This window comes from Flavobacterium flavigenum (genome assembly GCF_027111255.2).
GTDB classification, from domain to species: domain Bacteria; phylum Bacteroidota; class Bacteroidia; order Flavobacteriales; family Flavobacteriaceae; genus Flavobacterium; species Flavobacterium flavigenum.
The window spans coordinates 2,063,199-2,082,330 of sequence record NZ_CP114285.2 but is presented as its reverse complement, the minus strand read 5'-3'; the positions used below and the strand labels follow the sequence as shown (position 1 = coordinate 2,082,330).

Annotated in this window: 21 protein-coding genes; 4 read left to right on the top strand and 17 right to left on the bottom strand. The window is 35.0% G+C overall.

From position 1 onward, the window contains the following. Positions 1-188 precede the first annotated feature (188 nt). The 3 genes from OZP09_RS08295 to OZP09_RS08285 all read left to right on the top strand — a co-directional run bounded on the left by OZP09_RS08295 (position 189) and on the right by OZP09_RS08285 (position 3,273). Complete coding sequence (locus OZP09_RS08295; RefSeq protein WP_269237371.1) at positions 189-1,004, top strand: T9SS type A sorting domain-containing protein; 816 nt, start codon at positions 189-191, stop codon at positions 1,002-1,004. A 129-nt stretch (positions 1,005-1,133) separates the two neighbouring features. Beyond that, positions 1,134-2,036 (top strand): carbohydrate kinase family protein, encoded by a 903-nt coding sequence (locus tag OZP09_RS08290; protein WP_269237370.1) that lies wholly within the window; start codon positions 1,134-1,136, stop codon positions 2,034-2,036. Positions 2,037-2,259: 223 nt separating this feature from the next. Further along, positions 2,260-3,273, top strand: coding sequence for a substrate-binding domain-containing protein (locus tag OZP09_RS08285; protein ID WP_349293629.1), 1,014 nt, complete (start codon positions 2,260-2,262; stop codon positions 3,271-3,273). Positions 3,274-3,335: 62 nt separating this feature from the next. Here the strand turns inward: OZP09_RS08285 and OZP09_RS08280 are convergent, their stop codons facing one another. From OZP09_RS08280 to OZP09_RS08235, 10 genes are all read right to left on the bottom strand, one after another. Further along, complete coding sequence (locus OZP09_RS08280) at positions 3,336-3,593, bottom strand: hypothetical protein (protein WP_269237369.1); 258 nt, start codon at positions 3,591-3,593, stop codon at positions 3,336-3,338. Between the two features lie 203 nt (positions 3,594-3,796). Continuing rightward, positions 3,797-5,104 carry a hypothetical protein gene (locus OZP09_RS08275; protein ID WP_269237368.1) on the bottom strand — a complete coding sequence of 436 codons (1,308 nt, stop codon included), beginning with the start codon at positions 5,102-5,104 and terminating at the stop codon, positions 3,797-3,799. Positions 5,105-5,441: 337 nt separating this feature from the next. After that, entirely contained in the window at positions 5,442-5,774 is a 333-nt protein-coding gene (locus tag OZP09_RS08270; protein WP_269237367.1) for a hypothetical protein, read from the bottom strand. 2 nt (positions 5,775-5,776) lie between these two features. Next, positions 5,777-6,154: a hypothetical protein gene (locus OZP09_RS08265; protein ID WP_269237366.1), complete on the bottom strand. Its 378-nt coding sequence runs from the start codon at positions 6,152-6,154 to the stop codon at positions 5,777-5,779. A gap of 8 nt (positions 6,155-6,162) precedes the next feature. After that, a complete protein-coding gene (locus tag OZP09_RS08260) occupies positions 6,163-6,855 on the bottom strand; it encodes an RHS repeat domain-containing protein (RefSeq protein ID WP_269237843.1) in 693 nt (230 codons plus the stop codon). A 902-nt stretch (positions 6,856-7,757) separates the two neighbouring features. Beyond that, entirely contained in the window at positions 7,758-8,048 is a 291-nt protein-coding gene (locus OZP09_RS08255; protein WP_269237364.1) for a type II toxin-antitoxin system RelE/ParE family toxin, read from the bottom strand. Then, on the bottom strand, positions 8,048-8,338 hold the full coding sequence (locus OZP09_RS08250; RefSeq protein ID WP_269237363.1) for a hypothetical protein: 291 nt from the start codon (positions 8,336-8,338) through the stop codon (positions 8,048-8,050). Before OZP09_RS08250 ends, OZP09_RS08255 begins: the two co-directional genes overlap by 1 nt. A gap of 4 nt (positions 8,339-8,342) precedes the next feature. Beyond that, the gene (locus OZP09_RS08245; protein ID WP_269237362.1) at positions 8,343-9,119 is read right to left on the bottom strand and encodes a tyrosine-type recombinase/integrase; all 777 of its coding nucleotides are present in this window, start codon (positions 9,117-9,119) and stop codon (positions 8,343-8,345) included. Next, a complete protein-coding gene (locus tag OZP09_RS08240) occupies positions 9,112-10,146 on the bottom strand; it encodes a tyrosine-type recombinase/integrase (RefSeq protein ID WP_269237361.1) in 1,035 nt (344 codons plus the stop codon). The genes OZP09_RS08245 and OZP09_RS08240 overlap by 8 nt, the downstream gene beginning before the upstream one ends. 51 nt (positions 10,147-10,197) lie before the next feature. Then, positions 10,198-11,781: a hypothetical protein gene (locus tag OZP09_RS08235; RefSeq protein WP_269237360.1), complete on the bottom strand. Its 1,584-nt coding sequence runs from the start codon at positions 11,779-11,781 to the stop codon at positions 10,198-10,200. 156 nt (positions 11,782-11,937) lie between these two features. On the opposite strand from OZP09_RS08235, the gene OZP09_RS08230 reads away from it, so the two are divergent. Next, positions 11,938-12,285 carry a helix-turn-helix domain-containing protein gene (locus OZP09_RS08230; protein ID WP_269237359.1) on the top strand — a complete coding sequence of 116 codons (348 nt, stop codon included), beginning with the start codon at positions 11,938-11,940 and terminating at the stop codon, positions 12,283-12,285. Between the two features lie 598 nt (positions 12,286-12,883). Here the strand turns inward: OZP09_RS08230 and OZP09_RS22725 are convergent. The 7 genes from OZP09_RS22725 to OZP09_RS08200 all read right to left on the bottom strand — a co-directional run bounded on the left by OZP09_RS22725 (position 12,884) and on the right by OZP09_RS08200 (position 19,066). Further along, positions 12,884-13,120, bottom strand: coding sequence for a DUF8617 domain-containing protein (locus OZP09_RS22725; RefSeq protein WP_489886123.1), 237 nt, complete (start codon positions 13,118-13,120; stop codon positions 12,884-12,886). Between the two features lie 3 nt (positions 13,121-13,123). Beyond that, the gene (locus tag OZP09_RS08225) at positions 13,124-14,140 is read right to left on the bottom strand and encodes a CdiA C-terminal domain-containing protein (protein ID WP_281310756.1); all 1,017 of its coding nucleotides are present in this window, start codon (positions 14,138-14,140) and stop codon (positions 13,124-13,126) included. Positions 14,141-15,042: 902 nt separating this feature from the next. Further along, on the bottom strand, positions 15,043-15,333 hold the full coding sequence (locus OZP09_RS08220) for a type II toxin-antitoxin system RelE/ParE family toxin (RefSeq protein WP_269237364.1): 291 nt from the start codon (positions 15,331-15,333) through the stop codon (positions 15,043-15,045). Beyond that, entirely contained in the window at positions 15,333-15,623 is a 291-nt protein-coding gene (locus OZP09_RS08215) for a hypothetical protein (protein WP_269237363.1), read from the bottom strand. The genes OZP09_RS08220 and OZP09_RS08215 overlap by 1 nt, the downstream gene beginning before the upstream one ends. Positions 15,624-15,627: 4 nt before the next feature. Then, complete coding sequence (locus OZP09_RS08210; RefSeq protein WP_269237362.1) at positions 15,628-16,404, bottom strand: tyrosine-type recombinase/integrase; 777 nt, start codon at positions 16,402-16,404, stop codon at positions 15,628-15,630. Continuing rightward, complete coding sequence (locus OZP09_RS08205) at positions 16,397-17,431, bottom strand: tyrosine-type recombinase/integrase (RefSeq protein WP_269237361.1); 1,035 nt, start codon at positions 17,429-17,431, stop codon at positions 16,397-16,399. The genes OZP09_RS08210 and OZP09_RS08205 overlap by 8 nt, the downstream gene beginning before the upstream one ends. 51 nt (positions 17,432-17,482) lie before the next feature. Beyond that, on the bottom strand, positions 17,483-19,066 hold the full coding sequence (locus OZP09_RS08200) for a hypothetical protein (protein ID WP_269237360.1): 1,584 nt from the start codon (positions 19,064-19,066) through the stop codon (positions 17,483-17,485). Between the last annotated feature and the right edge of the window lie 66 nt (positions 19,067-19,132).

Genomic DNA, 19,132 nt, shown 5'->3' with positions numbered 1-19,132 from the left:
ATTTTAAAAAGCGGGTCTTTTGGTTTTCCAGAGACCCGCTTTTCTTATAATGATTATAGTTTTTTAAAGTAAGTGGAATTATTTAAATAAGGAATCGATAAATTTTAAATGTTTTTTTAAAATAATAATAAAAAAATCTTAACTTAGATAATCGATTACACTGATTATTAAACTTTTAAAATTATATTATGAAAAGAGAATTACTTTATTTTACATCAATTGTGCTGTTTGCGACATTCTCTGTTAATGCACAAAAAACTTGGAATTTTAGTGATGATAAAGCAAACTGGCCAACAACGTATTTGGGTCTTACTAGTACAACTCCAGTAACGACAATACAAATAGATTTACTAAACTTAACCTCTCATACGACTTCAAATAATTTATTTGGCGCGATGGTTACAACTGGGACGACTTATAGTGATGGTTTTATAGCTACTGATGGTATTAAAACTAATGGTAATGCAACAGTAAGTAATAATTTACCGTCTACTCGTTATTTTTCTTTTAATGTTGATGGAGCTTGTTCTGTTAAAGTTTGGTTTAGACATGGTAGTAATAGTGGTGCAGATCGTAATCTTACAGTATCAAATGGAGTTAATGTTTTAGCTACTGCTTCAGTTACAAATACAGCTGCAACATCTATAAAACCTAATGAAATTTTAACAGCTCCAGTATCTGCTGCAGGTAAAATTTATATTTATTCTGACGCAAATGTTACTATTCATAAAATTGAAGTAGTTGGTGCTGCTGTAGTGACACCTTCTCTTGGGACTAATGATTTCCATGCTGACGCTGTATCAAACGTTTTCTCAAACGGCAAATCAGTTTTTGTATCGAATGTAAAATCGGATACTCAGGTAGATGTTTACGGTATTAGCGGTGCTTTAGTTAAATCATTCAAAACAGGAGCAGATACAAGTTTTGATTTAAATACAGGTTTGTATGTAGTAAGATCAAAATCAGCTGAAGGAATAAAAACAGCAAAAGTATTAGTTAACTAATTTAGTTCTAAGAATAGCAAAAGGGAATATTCATTTAATTGGATATTCCCTTTTTTTATGAAATAAATTTAAGGATTGTTTGATCAATGAAAGTTTTTAATTAAATCGTAATTTTATAAAAAAAGTATAATGAACAACAATAGAAAACTTAAAGTAGTGGCATTTGGAGAAATTCTCTGGGATGTTTTTGAAAACGAAAAAAAGATTGGAGGAGCGCCACTAAATGTCGCCCTTCGAATGAAAAGCCTGGGTTGCGAAGTCTCAATGATCAGCGGTGTAGGAAATGATGATAATGGCGATGCAATACTTCATGAAGTGGAAAGCTTAGGAATTGATACTAATACAATTTCAAAATCAGAAACATATCCTACAGGCTTGGTAAAGGTAACACTGGATAAAAATGGCTCAGCAACCTATGATATTCATTATCCATCTGCCTGGGACAAAATTGAAATAAACGATTATGCTCAAAAATTGGTAAAGAATGCAGATGTTTTAATTTACGGAAGTTTAGTTTGCAGGGATGACGTGTCAAGAAAATCGTTAGAATCATTATTACAAAATGAAGTTTTTAAAGTATTTGATGTCAATTTAAGAAAGCCACATTATTCATATGAAATTCTAGAGAAATTGATGCTGGAGGCAAATTTCATAAAATTTAATGATGAAGAAATTCTTGAAATTTCGGCTGCATTGCAATCTCCTTTTACCTCGCTCGAAGAGAATATTCATTTTATAGCAACTCACACCAATACACCATCTATTTGCGTAACAAAAGGCAAACACGGAGCAGTATTGTTATGGAAAGGGACATTGTATGAAAATGCAGGTTATGCTGTCAAGGTAGTTGATACGGTAGGTGCAGGCGACTCGTTTTTAGCTTCATTAATTACTTGTTTGCTAACAGGAAGTACACCTCAAAAAGCGATTGACTTCGCTTGTGCAGTGGGTGCGTTAGTGGCTGCATCGTCTGGCGCAAATCCGGATATCTCTTTAGTAGAAATTCAAAAAATGATTTCAGCAAAAAAATGATGAAAAATAAGAATTTGAATTTGTTTGATGATTAACCTGATTACTGTTTTTTTTTTTAAGACCAGCGAAGTTTAGTAAACTATTAAATGTATATTGAGTAATCTTAATGTTTAATCACATTCTTTTGTAAAGCTATATTAAAAAACATGGAGAAAAAGATATATGGAATAATTAAATTAATTTTATAACTTTAATTTAATTATTTAACTTAAAGCTAAACAATATCATAACAATAAAAAAAATAGCAGAACTAGCCAATGTTTCGCCCGGAACAGTGGACAGGATTATTCATAAACGCGGCCAGGTATCGCAGGAGAATATAGATAAGGTAAATGCCATAATTAAAAAACACGGATTTAAACGGAATATTTTTGCAAGTAACTTAGCTTCTAATAAGAAATGTAAAATAGCTGTTTTTTTACCTAAATCCGAAAAGCTGGAATACTGGGGAAGCCAGTTAAGCGGAATAGAAAAGGCATCCGAAGAATTTAAAAAATTTGGTATCGAACTCCAGTATTTTCTTTATGATTTTGAAAGTAGTTTATTTCAGAAAATGGTGGCTGAAGTACTGGATTTTGAATGCGACGGATTGCTCTTTTCGCCTATTTTTCATGAAGAATCAATTGCATTTCTTGATGAATACAAAAAGAAGAACAAGCCTGTAGTGATGATAGATTCCGATATTAAAGATAAAATAGATCATTATTATATTGGGCAGGACGCTTTTAAAAGTGGCTATTTAGCAGGACGTCTTATTAGTTTTGCAGTAAAAAATGAGCGCAATGTACTTATAGTCAAAATAGCCAAAGAAATAGATAATACTTCTGTCTATCTGCAACGTATTAAAGGGTTTTATGCTTTTTTTGAAGACCATCCTGAACTCACAAATTTTAGTTTCTCTGAAATGACCATTAAAGAACCGGATGCGAATCTGCTTAATCTGGAAATGTTTAAAAACATCAGCAGTATATTTGTTCCTAATTCCCGTGCTTATGTTGTTGCGCAATTTTTAGACAAACACAATATAAAAGGAATAAGAATAATAGGTTACGATCTTTTAAAAGAAAATATAACCTATTTAAATTCGGGAATAATTGACTTTTTAATCAACCAGAAGCCAGAAGAGCAGGGGTATATGGGGATAAATTATCTCTATAAAAAAATTATTTTACAGGAAAGTTTAGATCCGGTACATTTTATACCGCTGGACATAATTGTAAAAGAAAATTATAGGTAGTATTATATATAAAAACAATCATTTTTTTTATTTTCCACACTACACTACAATACAATACAATACTATTTTTCCTGTTCTAAATTATCAGCAGCAGAAATCTGGTCTAATATATTGGTTTGGTTGGGTGAAATGTAGTTTTTTGTTTCGCTTGGTGTTTCTTTCCTAAACAGGATATCTAAGGCATTGTATAGTTTTAATAAAACATCCCTGTCTTCTTTTGCAATGTCTAAAGCCGTATTAAAATTAAAAACATAATTATTCGAATTGCGTACTTCTACTTTTATCGTTTTCGATGTGATTTTAAATTTGACTATATCCATAATTGTTTAAAAATACTTAGTTGGCAGAATGTTACTATTAACGATATCTCTAGCCATCAAAGATAGGAAATTTGTCTGAACTCAACTGCTGTATTAATGCTGTTAATGTTATTCCATTCAGCAAATAATCCTCTTGCAAAATTCATAAAACAAAAAACTACAACTTTTTGAGGTTGTAGTTTATTTTTGGCTAAGTCATCCTATTACTTTGAACTCATGGCTGCCTCTAATTTTTTTATACGTGCTTCCTGCTCAATTATGTAAAGGGTCAGCTCTTCAATTTTCTGAAGCAGTTTTGCATTCATCTCTCCTAGCAGAATGCCGTTTTGGGAAACTTCTTCTGCTGATGGAATGTCTTTTAGGTGCCCTTTTTCTTTAATGTGCTGCTCTACTTCACTTAATGGCGGCAGATTATACTTTTTATCAAATACGTAGTCCGGCCAGTTCGCATACAATTGTACCTTTAGTTCCTCTGCTATCATTTTGCCTTTTACGGCCATGGTATAACCTGTTGGAATTAGTTTGGTGTTAATACCTAATTGATCTGTGTCAAATTTCCCGTAAATCAATGGGATAGTTGCTGTACTGGCATCTATTACCGAATTTGGTATATTCGTATTTGGGTTACTATCTATGTACAAACGATTGTTTTCCATTTCCCAATATCCTGCGTGCTGTCCTATAAAAACATTACCTGATCCTTTACTATGATATCCTGCTTTAAACCCAAAATAAATATTCTCGTGTCCTGAAGTGTTCTCGTTTCCTACCCGATATCCTGCAAAGATATTATAACTGCCAGTCGAATTGTAATTTCCTGAACCGGAACCTAAAAATACATTACCACTTCCTGATAAGTTAGTATATCCTGAGTGAAATCCCGCAAAGACATTTTCATATCCATTAATGTTATTAAATCCTGAATGCTGACCTACAAACACATTGTAAGTACCTTGTTTATTGTTCTTACCCGCTCGAAAACCTGCAAATACATTGTAATTCCCTATATCATTACTGAGTCCAGATTCATAGCCTATGAAAATATTATTTTTTCCTGAAATATTACTATAACCCGCTTTATAACCCGAAAAGACATTTCCTTCTCCGCTGGAATTACTAAATCCTGACTCATAGCCTGTAAACACGTTATTATTTCCGCTACTATTGAGAAACCCCGATTCACGGCCAATGAATACATTTCTGGATCCTCCGAAATTTGTATATCCTGATTTAAAGCCTGAGAAAACATTATCTTTTCCAGCAACATTATTAACACCGCTATTGGCTCCAAAAAAAGAATTGTATTCTCCTGTAGTGGTGGCCTGACCCGCAAAATAGCCTACAAAAGAATTATTGTTGCCTGTAATAAGATTTCCTGCATAATAGCCAAAAGCACTGTTGTAGGCTCCGGCATTACCTGCGTCTGTCCCAGTATTGGTATTAGTTTGCGCTACAACTGTAATTATGTTGACTACAAGAAGGCTCGTCACGGTAAGTAATTTTAATTTCATTGGTTTTGTTTTGGTTTTTGGTTAGTTCATTATTTTTAATTTTTTAAAAAAAAACAGAAGTAAACCTTATTATTTCTGTTTGTAAATATTTGCGTTGCAAACGCTTGTTTTGTGTTTTTAATTTAGTTACTCGATGCAAATAGGGTGTTCTTTAAGCACATATTCAGACTCGTTATTATTCGCATGAACCGATTACTATATTTTAAACCATCAAAAAAGCAATTCTTTTACAAATTGCTTTTTTGTTTAATGAACCTGCGTAATCGAGAACTTAGAACAAACCAGTTAGTATATTTGTCTTTACGAGCCACAAGAAAGAATTCGTGCGGGAGCGGGGTTATGTTAATATATCCGAGCCATCGGCATTATTAGCTTTTAAAAATAATTTAAATTCCTTTATCAATATTTCATATGCATATTTTTCATTATCATTTGCACTTATTCTTAAAATATATTCTGTCCAAAATAAAGAAGTTTTTATATTTCTATTATTTAACCACTCCGAAAAGAGATTATTAATATGAGTAGAATTAATATTATCAATACAGGTTAGATAACCAAATAAATAAGAAGACAATTCACGATAATTAGGGTTTACAAAAAACATTTTGGGCCTTAGTTCAATGTCATTTATAATTTTATTTAATAATTTTAAAATATTTTCTTCCATAATTATTTAAAGATTAAATCAGTAGCGTATTCAAATAATTCTTTGTATCTATCAATATGCATACCACTAGGTCCAGTCATTCTATCATATACCATATTATCTTTAAATACAGCTTTATGGTAATACCATCCAGAAATTGTTTCTTCTCCGTATCTTACTGGTCCTAACTGCATTCCTCTTGGATTTGATACTGTTAAAATATCCCCTCCTATCATTTTTTGAATTTTTAAAGCATCTGCGTCACAACTTGCAACTTCTATTTCTTTGGCTGTAAGCACTTTTTTCCAAGGCCATCTACTTGTAAATCCTTTTGAAGCTGCTCCTAATGACTTAGGTATTACATTTGGAGTACGCATTAATTTTAAAGCTCTTCCAAGCATTAATGCATTTATTTGTTGACCAATAAACTTGCCTGTAAAAGCTTCTCTTGAGTTATAAGCGGCATATCTATATGCACCATTTCAGCATGGCAAGAAGCACAGCCATACCATCTGAGGCCATCTGACCCTTCTCTATCCAAAGATCCCATATCGGGAGGATAAATAAATTTAAATTCAGGATTATCCTCTCCAATTTTATTAACAATAAGAGTATTAGATGACACTTGATTATATATACTTCCATTTGCAATCCATTGATTACCATAACCACGTTTTACAGCTGCTAATGAAGCACTCATATTTGCAAACTTCTCATCAAAAGAAACAGGGGTGCGTGTCACTACTACTTCTTCCAAATAAACTTGAGCTCCATTTTCTCGCCCAGCTTCTGCAGAAGTGTAAGGGCCATAAACCGTACCTCCACCATTAAGTGTTTGGGCTTCTAATCCTTCTAATTCAACTGCATCAATAACTCTATTTTCAGAGAATGCATAAGGAGAATTATGGGGATATTTAGGCGCTAAAGGATCCACAGCAAAAAACCTCCCCACCCTCGGGTCGTGCATCCTAAAAGTATAGTTAAGCGAATTCCCTTCACCCTTAATCTCATCGTCTTTTTCCTGTCCCTGGAATCCGTAACGGTAGCTATCGCTTGAACCATGTCTATTAGGCACTAACTGTCCAAAAGGATAATAACTTATGCGATATTTTGCTGGGCTGGCACTACTTTTAGTATGCTTTTTCTGATGATTTCAGTATTTTTTTTTAAGAACGTATCCCTTTCATCTTCCTTTGTAAAAATAACAAAATATTCTGTATTCCCTCATTATCATTGACAAAAATGCCTAAATCTCTAAATTCGGCAACCCAATTTTACCGATAAAGCTTTAATCCTGCGCTCGATTTTTTTGGAAGATTGCCAAAACCTAAATCTCCCTTTTTTACCAAAATTCCCCTTGGCAATCTTCCAAAAAATGAGCATAGCCCTGTGGCGATTGAACTATGCGGTGCTACAATAAACACCCCAAGTGAAGCAAAAAAAGCGGTGCTTGCAAGGAGCGTTTTTTGCTGAACGGGTGGCGGTGTTGCGGTCGGGAGCGAGGTACTGGGGGGCGGGAACGAGCGTAGTTTACGAAGCGAGAGAAGCAACCAGTAACTAGAGAGGGAACAATAAAATCAGCCCTTTTCGGGCGTTCCTTAATCAAATGCAGAACGAAGTGGAGCACCCCGAACCGAGCGACCTTGAGCAACCGCCGAAACACAAGGGGCGACAGACATAATACTGCTGAATGAAGTGGAGCGTAGCGGAACATAATGAAGCGGTATTGTGGATGTAGTAGCCCCGACGAACGACGGAAGCGACCGTGTGAAGATGAGGACGAGGAAGCATAGTAACTGCCTGCTCTTTTTCAGAGCTGGCAGGTGCTATGCTGACGAGTGGACTGTGGAACGGAAGGAGGAACGACTGACTGGAACAGCCGAACGAAACAAAGGAAGCGACCAGAGGGAGACCGCTTTATTCCTCTGCTGTTTCTTTGCAGATTGTTTCTTTTGGAACTTGATTTTTGAACATAAAAAAAAGGAACATTTCTGCTCCTTGATTTTATTCATTTTGTTTGTTTGGATTTTGCCTAGTGTCAAAAATTCTTGCAATAAACACAACTCCATTTTCCTCAATGTAAAGTAATTTATAGTGTCTTACAATGATTCTTCTAAATTCAGGTTCCATTTCATCTTGTTGGTATTGTTCTGCAAAATGGAGTTCTTTAGTGACTTGTAGCATTTCATCTTTTATGGCTTTTGCGCCTTGAAGAGATTTAACTTTGTAATTTTCATAAATCGCTTTTAACTGTGCTTTGGCTGTATTTGTCCAAACCTTTTTTAATTCACCCATTACCAGTTATTTGATTCTTTTTCTAAATCTTCCTGAGATGTATATTCACCTCTTTTTATTTCTGCTTTTGCTTCTTGAAGTTCTTCTTTGTAGGTCGTTCTGGTTAATGGTTTTCCATCAATAGTATAAGCCACAATATCATTTTCCTGATAACTTTCTATAACAGCCTTAACAACTTTTAAAAGACGTTCGTCAGCCGTGTTTATATATTCTAAAACACTATCTCTCAATTCTAAAGCTCCCATAATCATATTGTTTTTAATATTCCAAAGGTAATTATTTTGTTCCATAATTTTATTTTATCGGATGAAAACTATTAATCATTTCGTGCAGACTTTCTAAATTGTCTTGTTTGTAACGCTCGGTAGAACTAATATAGCGGTGTCCTGCCAGATATTGGGTTTTCCGTAAGTTGTGTATTTTGAGCCAGTTTACAATCACGCTGTTTCTGATTTGGATGGCATTCTGATAATTGTAGTTGATTAGTTTTAATTCTTCGCTTATCTTTTTAATCACATTGTTAATGTTGGTATTTCCGTAGCTGGATGTAAATAAATTCTCTTCGCCTTTGGGGACGATTTTAGGTCTGATTTGTTGCAGGTATTCCATCATTTCCATTAACTGCCACGGTTTGAGTTCGAGTGTTCGCCCGTTTGTTCTTTTGGTTTGTGGAATGGTTATTTTGCCTTTGTAGAGTTCTATATGCTCTTCTTTTAAATGTTGTAATTCTTTACTTTGCAACCCTTGATAGACCAATAATCCTATAATTATTTTGTTCCTTTTCCTTGCCAGATCATTGTCTTTAGTTTGGTAAGAATAATACAAATCCTCCAGTTCATCGGCTGTCAAAAGATTACCTACTACCGTTCTTATTGTGCCTTTGATGTTGATGTTTTCGATTGGATTATCGCTTCGATAATTTTCTTCCTGTAAATACCTGAAGTATATTTTTAGGTTTCCAATGTAGCTTTGCAGGGTTCTTACTTTGATTCCTGTCTTTTTGAGTTCTTCTACATATTTTAAGAATGTTTTGTAATCGATGCTTTCTTTGCTTGTGCCAAAATTATTCATCCATATATTGAGGCGGTCTGTAGCCCTTTGGAATACTGGGATACTCTTGGTTGAGTAACCGTTTTTCTCTAAGTGAGTTATGAAGTTTTTCATCGTTTGTAGTTTTTGCTTTATCCTCTAATAAATGGGTGTAAATCTGTGTGCTTTCCAATGAAGTGTGTCCTAAAAACTGGCTGATGGTTTCAATTTTTGCGCCTTGTTCCAGTAAATGCGTGGCAATAGAATGCCGTAAAATATGCGGTGTGAGGTTTTTGGCTGTTAGTTCCTGATTGTTAGTAGCCTTGACAATTTCGGTTAATCTGTTGCACAAACTTTGTCCTTGCAATGGTGTCCCTCGGTAGTTGATTAATAAATATTCGGTGTCTTTGTAGTCTTTAAATTGTGGGCGGTAATCGTAAATGTATTCTTCAATAATTTTGATATTGTACTGGTTTATGGGGACAAATCGCTCTTTGTAATTCTTGCCTTTTCGAACATAAATTCGTTCTTTATCGAATAATATGTCTTTGATTTCCAGATTGATTACTTCGTTTCTGCGCAGTCCGCAACTGTATAATAATACTAATATTACGGTGTCTCTTTTGCAGATTCTTTCCTGACTGTTGCTAAATTCTGTAGCTTTAAATAGTTGTTTGATTTCGTCTTGTGTGAGTATTTGCAGGCTGTCCCGCTGGTTTTGTTCTTCCCGTTTGAGGTGTATGGGCAGTGCTTTGTGATTGTGGCTTTTTAGATAATCGTTGAACTTGAATAAGGCTTGCAAATGCTTGTTGAGATACGCCTTGCTTAATCCGCCGTCTCGGGCTTTATTGTCCCTTGTTTTTAGATGCTCGTAGTAGTCTTTTATAATTTGAACGGTAATCGTATTAATTTGATTGATGCTTTCGTTTTCAGGGTAATGAAAAAACTCTTTGAGATGATTGGGCAAACTCAGCAACGTACTATCGGCAAAGCCTAAAATATCCAGCCAATTACTAAAATCTTTGTGTATTTCCTGATAGCTTTCGTTGTGTAGTGTTAGCTGTTTCATTTTTTTTATTTATGTACCTGTTTTATTTTAGAGTATTTTGATTTTAGGTAGTTAAGTAACTGGTTTTGTTTTGATTGACTTCGCCATTTTGGCGTGGTTAGTTGTGTGCGAGTTGGCGAGTTGTATTTGTGTGATACAATCCTGCAATGCTTTATCTATCAAGGTTTTCAGGTTCTTATATTCTTCTATGTCGGTAATCTCATAGCAGTAGGATTTTGTGTTTTTGCTTTTTACTTTCTTGATGTAATTTTCACTTAATAACTGGTTATTGTATCGTCGCAAAGTGGTTTCTTTTACTCTTAAATTCCTGCGGATTTCACTATTGGTAAACTGGGTTTGATTGTTTTGTTTTAAATATTCTTTTAAATTTTCTAAATGATTTCTGCTTGCGCCTGTGAGTGTATCGCTTTTGCGTAGCAACACTTCTTTAATCAGCTCATTGGCTTCTTGTATGTCTTCTACGGTGGTTTCTATATATTCTTCGCCAGTTTCTTTGTCGATGTGATGGAACTTTTGGTATTGTTTGTAAAAAGTAATCACTTCTATAAATTGCAAATAATGGGCGTTGGTTCTTCTTGGTTTGAATACCGATTGTGGCAAACTTAAATATTCGGCAAAAGGATTTTTGACGGTGATGGTTTTGAGTAGTCTTTGACAATTTTGAAGTAGTAATTTAGCTTGTAATTCTTCCTCTTGGTTGGTTTTACCTGCGGATAACTTTCTTTGGTAATTCATTATTTTCTCGTCCTGCACTTCGCTTTCGTCAATGTATAAAAGAAAACTCCTATTGGAGTTGTCTTCATAAATGCTCTCCTGCGTGGTGCAACCGCTCACGCATACAGGACCTTCGACTGTTAAATGAATGGTTTTGGTTGTTCCTTTTTTGTCTTTATGAACGACTGTTTTTGTGATTCGCTTTTTGCTTTGCAGTTCCCGAAGCGGATACAATACGCTTTCTGCTCCGTCCAGATCTTCTATCAAAATGAGTTTTCCTCGCAGTTCGGTGCGGTTAAAATAATAAAAGGCATTGGCTGATAATACGGTCATTTCTATTTTGTCTTCCTCCGGAATGAGTTCGGCTACTTTGCTTTGCAAATGTGTTTTTCCTGCTCCCGAACTTCCTAAACTGATGCAGTGTAACGGATTGTTTGTTTTTCTGCTCGTGAAGATTAAATACATTAAAAGTCTGTTTACTTCTTCTCCGATTACGCCCGCTTTGCCGATTAGGTTTTGGGTTTCCTGTATTAAATTTTGGTTTTGTAAAAAGGCTTTGGCGGTTTTGATTTCGTTCTCGGTTAACACTTTTACTTGCTTTTCGTAGATTTTTCCTTGTTGTTCTACTTCCTGCAATCGGTAGTTTTCCAGTTCGTTTGTGAGTTGATCTAAATCTCTTCGTATTATCGTTGTGCCAATTTCTAATCGTTCTGCTACTTTTCTTGTTAGCTTTTCTATTGATGTGTCGTTGTATAAATCGATATTTTGGCGTAGTACAGTTTCTGTTTTTAGTTTTTGGATTCCTAAAGTAACTCGTAATGCTTCGAGATTGTTAAACCTGATACCTCCCAAAACTTGAATTTTTAAGTATTTGGTTTCGAAAAGGTAGTTGTTGGGGTTGGCAGTGTTGAGATTGTTCATAAGTTTTAAATAATCATATTTGACTACAAATATATATTTTATGTTTATACAAAAATATAAAATTTGTTTATATTTTTTAACATCATATATTTTTTGTCTATAAATAGTTAATTTTGTAAATCATTTATGTTGTTTACAGCTATTAATAACACACTTATGTCATTTGGAGATAACCTGAAAAAAATTCGTTCCGATAAAAATATTTCACAAGGAGATTTAGCAAAACTCATTGAGGTTCACGCTACGCACATTTCCAGATACGAGCGTAATTTAACTTCGCCTACGATTGATGTAGCTAAAAAGATTGCTGATGCATTAGAAGTTTCTACAGATTCGCTTATCTATGGTTCTAACGACCAAATTATAAGCACTAAAATTAATGACGATGAACTTTTACAGCTTTTTCATAAAACACAGTTCTTAAGCCAAGAAGACATTAACAGCATTAAAGCCATGCTAAGAGCTTTTGTCTTTCAAAAAGATATTCAAAAACAACTTTCTTAAAACAAAAAAAGCAACCCAGTTATGAGTTGCTTTTTTGTTTTTATATGTTTTGTTTGCTTATTGGGATGGGCACGAGCCAGAGGCATCGCGCTAGCCGTTGAACTTATTTCTGCTCGCACCAGCTGGGGAAAAAACCAAAAAGGAGCACAAACGCTATTGTTTGTACTCCTTTTTCTTGTTGTAATCCTCTATAATCTCAGAAAATCAAATTTGAGTAAAAAAAAGAGTTTAAATAAAATCAAACTCTTATTTAATCGATTTTTTAATGAGTTTTTGAAAAGAAGGACTTTTTCAGTGCCCTCCAGTAACGAGTTGCTTTTTTGTTTTTATATGCTTTGTTTGCTTATTGGAATGGGCACGAGCCAGAGGCATCGCGCGAGCTGTTGAACTTATTTCTGCTCGCGCGAGCTGGGGGAGTATTGATAATTCAAAAGATTTTTCCGCTAAACATGTAGCAACTCTATAAACAACCAAAAAGCCACTCCGTAATAGAAGTGGCTTTTATACTTGTTTTAGAGTGTTGGTAACGAAATCAGTAGAAATTTACACATTACACACAACAAATTCTATTTAACAATAATACTTCTCAGAGCGAGGTTCAGTCAAAGTCTTTAATGTATATTGTCGGTGGTAAATTAAATCCATTGAAATAAATATATAATCTACTGCAATTTTCACAATGAACAACAATTTTCATTTCATCATAAATTTTTTCAACATCAACTAATCCTTGAAAATTATCAAATTTAACATCTGAGATTATCAATGATTGATTTGGACTAGGTATATCCCCAAGACCTATCGTATTCCCGCATTTACACTTAATTTTTGACATAATTTATTTTGGCATTATTACAATATCTTTTATATTCTTAGCTCCCGAACCTTGTACACGCTGTAAAGCGTTACCCAATTGAGAAGCTGTAACTTCAGTTTTTGAAAGGTCTAATACAATTCCTGTAGTTTGACTATTTTTTTTTGCCATCGCAGATATAATTCTATTAACATTATTAGATGTTGGTGTAAATACATCATAATTAACGTTATTAACTAATAAATCAGAAGTTGCTCCACCAGCTCTTGTTCCTTGAGGAGCTCTTAATACAACATCTTTTCCTAAACTTTGCATATACTTTGCAGCGTTCACCTCACTTGCAGAAAAAGTGGCTCCTTCTTCTATAGATAAAAGTCCTTGGGAAACACCAGTCTTAGGTGCTTTAAATATATTTGAAAAATCTTTTATGCTCTTTCCAAAAACAATCAGCCCTCCTACCATATCAGTAGCTTGAAATATTTTTTCAAGCTTTTTCTCAGCTGCATATAAAGTTGGATGATTTCCTTCTTTTAAATCTTTCCATTTACCTGTAAATACATTTCTCGATAATTCGGTAAATGTTTTAAATACAAAATTAGAACCATTAACATTTAATATATATGCTTTATCCATAATAGGATAGTCTGCAATTTTTTTCATTTTACCAGCTTCCCAAGATTGAACCATCCAATCTACTGTACGTTGTGTAAAATCATGATTTATCACAGTTTGCACTGGTTGTCCTTCTTGAAAATTAAACCTCAAAGAATAGTGTTCATATTCTCCACCTTCCAGTTCAACACCATCAATAACCCTATTCTCACTAAAAGCATAAGGTGAGTTATGAGGATATTTAGGACTTAATGGGTCTAAAGATAAAAACCTTCCAATCCTCGGGTCGTGCATTCTAAAAGTATAATTCAAAGAATTCCCTTCACCCTTAATCTCATCGTCTTTTTCCTGTCCTTGGAATCCGTAACGGTAATTATCGCTTTGCCCATGTCTACCTGGCACTTGCATACCAAAAGGATAATAACTTATGCGATATTTTGCTGGGCTGGCACTACTTTTAGTATGCTTTTTCTGATGATTTCAGTATTTTTTTTTAAGAACGTATCCCTTTCATCTTCCTTTGTAAAAATAACAAAATATTCTGTATTCCCTCATTATCATTGACAAAAATGCCTAAATCTCTAAATTCGGCAACCCAATTTTACCGATAAAGCTTTAATCCTGCGCTCGATTTTTTTGGAAGATTGCCAAAACCTAAATCTCCCTTTTTTACCAAAATTCCCCTTGGCAATCTTCCAAAAAATGAGCATAGCCCTGTGGCGATTGAACTATGCGGTGCTACAATAAACACCCCAAGTGAAGCAAAAAAAGCGGTGCTTGCAAGGAGCGTTTTTTGCTGAACGGGTGGCGGTGTTGCGGTCGGGAGCGAGGTACTGGGGGGCGGGAACGAGCGTAGTTTACGAAGCGAGAGAAGCAACCAGTAACTAGAGAGGGAACAATAAAATCAGCCCTTTTCGGGCGTTCCTTAATCAAATGCAGAACGAAGTGGAGCACCCCGAACCGAGCGACCTTGAGCAACCGCCGAAACACAAGGGGCGACAGACATAATACTGCTGAATGAAGTGGAGCGTAGCGGAACATAATGAAGCGGTATTGTGGATGTAGTAGCCCCGACGAACGACGGAAGCGACCGTGTGAAGATGAGGACGAGGAAGCATAGTAACTGCCTGCTCTTTTTCAGAGCTGGCAGGTGCTATGCTGACGAGTGGACTGTGGAACGGAAGGAGGAACGACTGACTGGAACAGCCGAACGAAACAAAGGAAGCGACCAGAGGGAGACCGCTTTATTCCTCTGCTGTTTCTTTGCAGATTGTTTCTTTTGGAACTTGATTTTTGAACATAAAAAAAAGGAACATTTCTGCTCCTTGATTTTATTCATTTTGTTTGTTTGGATTTTGCCTAGTGTCAAAAATTCTTGCAATAAACACAACTCCATTTTCCTCAATGTAAAGTAATTTATAGTGTCTTACAATGATTCTTCTAAATTCAGGTTCCATTTCATCTTGTTGGTATTGTTCTGCAAAATGGAGTTCTTTAGTGACTTGTAGCATTTCATCTTTTATGGCTTTTGCGCCTTGAAGAGATTTAACTTTGTAATTTTCATAAATCGCTTTTAACTGTGCTTTGGCTGTATTTGTCCAAACCTTTTTTAATTCACCCATTACCAGTTATTTGATTCTTTTTCTAAATCTTCCTGAGATGTATATTCACCTCTTTTTATTTCTGCTTTTGCTTCTTGAAGTTCTTCTTTGTAGGTCGTTCTGGTTAATGGTTTTCCATCAATAGTATAAGCCACAATATCATTTTCCTGATAACTTTCTATAACAGCCTTAACAACTTTTAAAAGACGTTCGTCAGCCGTGTTTATATATTCTAAAACACTATCTCTCAATTCTAAAGCTCCCATAATCATATTGTTTTTAATATTCCAAAGGTAATTATTTTGTTCCATAATTTTATTTTATCGGATGAAAACTATTAATCATTTCGTGCAGACTTTCTAAATTGTCTTGTTTGTAACGCTCGGTAGAACTAATATAGCGGTGTCCTGCCAGATATTGGGTTTTCCGTAAGTTGTGTATTTTGAGCCAGTTTACAATCACGCTGTTTCTGATTTGGATGGCATTCTGATAATTGTAGTTGATTAGTTTTAATTCTTCGCTTATCTTTTTAATCACATTGTTAATGTTGGTATTTCCGTAGCTGGATGTAAATAAATTCTCTTCGCCTTTGGGGACGATTTTAGGTCTGATTTGTTGCAGGTATTCCATCATTTCCATTAACTGCCACGGTTTGAGTTCGAGTGTTCGCCCGTTTGTTCTTTTGGTTTGTGGAATGGTTATTTTGCCTTTGTAGAGTTCTATATGCTCTTCTTTTAAATGTTGTAATTCTTTACTTTGCAACCCTTGATAGACCAATAATCCTATAATTATTTTGTTCCTTTTCCTTGCCAGATCATTGTCTTTAGTTTGGTAAGAATAATACAAATCCTCCAGTTCATCGGCTGTCAAAAGATTACCTACTACCGTTCTTATTGTGCCTTTGATGTTGATGTTTTCGATTGGATTATCGCTTCGATAATTTTCTTCCTGTAAATACCTGAAGTATATTTTTAGGTTTCCAATGTAGCTTTGCAGGGTTCTTACTTTGATTCCTGTCTTTTTGAGTTCTTCTACATATTTTAAGAATGTTTTGTAATCGATGCTTTCTTTGCTTGTGCCAAAATTATTCATCCATATATTGAGGCGGTCTGTAGCCCTTTGGAATACTGGGATACTCTTGGTTGAGTAACCGTTTTTCTCTAAGTGAGTTATGAAGTTTTTCATCGTTTGTAGTTTTTGCTTTATCCTCTAATAAATGGGTGTAAATCTGTGTGCTTTCCAATGAAGTGTGTCCTAAAAACTGGCTGATGGTTTCAATTTTTGCGCCTTGTTCCAGTAAATGCGTGGCAATAGAATGCCGTAAAATATGCGGTGTGAGGTTTTTGGCTGTTAGTTCCTGATTGTTAGTAGCCTTGACAATTTCGGTTAATCTGTTGCACAAACTTTGTCCTTGCAATGGTGTCCCTCGGTAGTTGATTAATAAATATTCGGTGTCTTTGTAGTCTTTAAATTGTGGGCGGTAATCGTAAATGTATTCTTCAATAATTTTGATATTGTACTGGTTTATGGGGACAAATCGCTCTTTGTAATTCTTGCCTTTTCGAACATAAATTCGTTCTTTATCGAATAATATGTCTTTGATTTCCAGATTGATTACTTCGTTTCTGCGCAGTCCGCAACTGTATAATAATACTAATATTACGGTGTCTCTTTTGCAGATTCTTTCCTGACTGTTGCTAAATTCTGTAGCTTTAAATAGTTGTTTGATTTCGTCTTGTGTGAGTATTTGCAGGCTGTCCCGCTGGTTTTGTTCTTCCCGTTTGAGGTGTATGGGCAGTGCTTTGTGATTGTGGCTTTTTAGATAATCGTTGAACTTGAATAAGGCTTGCAAATGCTTGTTGAGATACGCCTTGCTTAATCCGCCGTCTCGGGCTTTATTGTCCCTTGTTTTTAGATGCTCGTAGTAGTCTTTTATAATTTGAACGGTAATCGTATTAATTTGATTGATGCTTTCGTTTTCAGGGTAATGAAAAAACTCTTTGAGATGATTGGGCAAACTCAGCAACGTACTATCGGCAAAGCCTAAAATATCCAGCCAATTACTAAAATCTTTGTGTATTTCCTGATAGCTTTCGTTGTGTAGTGTTAGCTGTTTCATTTTTTTTATTTATGTACCTGTTTTATTTTAGAGTATTTTGATTTTAGGTAGTTAAGTAACTGGTTTTGTTTTGATTGACTTCGCCATTTTGGCGTGGTTAGTTGTGTGCGAGTTGGCGAGTTGTATTTGTGTGATACAATCCTGCAATGCTTTATCTATCAAGGTTTTCAGGTTCTTATATTCTTCTATGTCGGTAATCTCATAGCAGTAGGATTTTGTGTTTTTGCTTTTTACTTTCTTGATGTAATTTTCACTTAATAACTGGTTATTGTATCGTCGCAAAGTGGTTTCTTTTACTCTTAAATTCCTGCGGATTTCACTATTGGTAAACTGGGTTTGATTGTTTTGTTTTAAATATTCTTTTAAATTTTCTAAATGATTTCTGCTTGCGCCTGTGAGTGTATCGCTTTTGCGTAGCAACACTTCTTTAATCAGCTCATTGGCTTCTTGTATGTCTTCTACGGTGGTTTCTATATATTCTTCGCCAGTTTCTTTGTCGATGTGATGGAACTTTTGGTATTGTTTGTAAAAAGTAATCACTTCTATAAATTGCAAATAATGGGCGTTGGTTCTTCTTGGTTTGAATACCGATTGTGGCAAACTTAAATATTCGGCAAAAGGATTTTTGACGGTGATGGTTTTGAGTAGTCTTTGACAATTTTGAAGTAGTAATTTAGCTTGTAATTCTTCCTCTTGGTTGGTTTTACCTGCGGATAACTTTCTTTGGTAATTCATTATTTTCTCGTCCTGCACTTCGCTTTCGTCAATGTATAAAAGAAAACTCCTATTGGAGTTGTCTTCATAAATGCTCTCCTGCGTGGTGCAACCGCTCACGCATACAGGACCTTCGACTGTTAAATGAATGGTTTTGGTTGTTCCTTTTTTGTCTTTATGAACGACTGTTTTTGTGATTCGCTTTTTGCTTTGCAGTTCCCGAAGCGGATACAATACGCTTTCTGCTCCGTCCAGATCTTCTATCAAAATGAGTTTTCCTCGCAGTTCGGTGCGGTTAAAATAATAAAAGGCATTGGCTGATAATACGGTCATTTCTATTTTGTCTTCCTCCGGAATGAGTTCGGCTACTTTGCTTTGCAAATGTGTTTTTCCTGCTCCCGAACTTCCTAAACTGATGCAGTGTAACGGATTGTTTGTTTTTCTGCTCGTGAAGATTAAATACATTAAAAGTCTGTTTACTTCTTCTCCGATTACGCCCGCTTTGCCGATTAGGTTTTGGGTTTCCTGTATTAAATTTTGGTTTTGTAAAAAGGCTTTGGCGGTTTTGATTTCGTTCTCGGTTAACACTTTTACTTGCTTTTCGTAGATTTTTCCTTGTTGTTCTACTTCCTGCAATCGGTAGTTTTCCAGTTCGTTTGTGAGTTGATCTAAATCTCTTCGTATTATCGTTGTGCCAATTTCTAATCGTTCTGCTACTTTTCTTGTTAGCTTTTCTATTGATGTGTCGTTGTATAAATCGATATTTTGGCGTAGTACAGTTTCTGTTTTTAGTTTTTGGATTCCTAAAGTAACTCGTAATGCTTCGAGATTGTTAAACCTGATACCTCCCAAAACTTGAATTTTTAAGTATTTGGTTTCGAAAAGGTAGTTGTTGGGGTTGGCAGTGTTGAGATTGTTCATAAGTTTTAAATAATCATATTTGACTACAAATATATATTTTATGTTTATACAAAAATATAAAATTTG

Bases quoted from the DNA above. Each gene is read 5' to 3' on its own strand.
- OZP09_RS08295 (WP_269237371.1), top strand. From the start codon at position 189: ATGAAAAGAGAATTACTTTATTTTACATCAATTGTGCTGTTTGCGACA.
- OZP09_RS08290 (WP_269237370.1), top strand. From the start codon at position 1,134: ATGAACAACAATAGAAAACTTAAAGTAGTGGCATTTGGAGAAATTCTC.
- OZP09_RS08280 (WP_269237369.1), bottom strand. From the start codon at position 3,593: ATGGATATAGTCAAATTTAAAATCACATCGAAAACGATAAAAGTAGAA.
- OZP09_RS08275 (WP_269237368.1), bottom strand. From the start codon at position 5,104: ATGAAATTAAAATTACTTACCGTGACGAGCCTTCTTGTAGTCAACATA.
- OZP09_RS08270 (WP_269237367.1), bottom strand. From the start codon at position 5,774: ATGGAAGAAAATATTTTAAAATTATTAAATAAAATTATAAATGACATT.
- OZP09_RS08265 (WP_269237366.1), bottom strand. From the start codon at position 6,154: ATGCTTGGAAGAGCTTTAAAATTAATGCGTACTCCAAATGTAATACCT.
- OZP09_RS08255 (WP_269237364.1), bottom strand. From the start codon at position 8,048: ATGGGTGAATTAAAAAAGGTTTGGACAAATACAGCCAAAGCACAGTTA.
- OZP09_RS08250 (WP_269237363.1), bottom strand. From the start codon at position 8,338: ATGGAACAAAATAATTACCTTTGGAATATTAAAAACAATATGATTATG.
- OZP09_RS08245 (WP_269237362.1), bottom strand. From the start codon at position 9,119: ATGAATAATTTTGGCACAAGCAAAGAAAGCATCGATTACAAAACATTC.
- OZP09_RS08240 (WP_269237361.1), bottom strand. From the start codon at position 10,146: ATGAAACAGCTAACACTACACAACGAAAGCTATCAGGAAATACACAAA.
- OZP09_RS08235 (WP_269237360.1), bottom strand. From the start codon at position 11,781: ATGAACAATCTCAACACTGCCAACCCCAACAACTACCTTTTCGAAACC.
- OZP09_RS08230 (WP_269237359.1), top strand. From the start codon at position 11,938: ATGTCATTTGGAGATAACCTGAAAAAAATTCGTTCCGATAAAAATATT.
- OZP09_RS22725 (WP_489886123.1), bottom strand. From the start codon at position 13,120: ATGTCAAAAATTAAGTGTAAATGCGGGAATACGATAGGTCTTGGGGAT.
- OZP09_RS08220 (WP_269237364.1), bottom strand. From the start codon at position 15,333: ATGGGTGAATTAAAAAAGGTTTGGACAAATACAGCCAAAGCACAGTTA.
- OZP09_RS08215 (WP_269237363.1), bottom strand. From the start codon at position 15,623: ATGGAACAAAATAATTACCTTTGGAATATTAAAAACAATATGATTATG.
- OZP09_RS08210 (WP_269237362.1), bottom strand. From the start codon at position 16,404: ATGAATAATTTTGGCACAAGCAAAGAAAGCATCGATTACAAAACATTC.
- OZP09_RS08205 (WP_269237361.1), bottom strand. From the start codon at position 17,431: ATGAAACAGCTAACACTACACAACGAAAGCTATCAGGAAATACACAAA.
- OZP09_RS08200 (WP_269237360.1), bottom strand. From the start codon at position 19,066: ATGAACAATCTCAACACTGCCAACCCCAACAACTACCTTTTCGAAACC.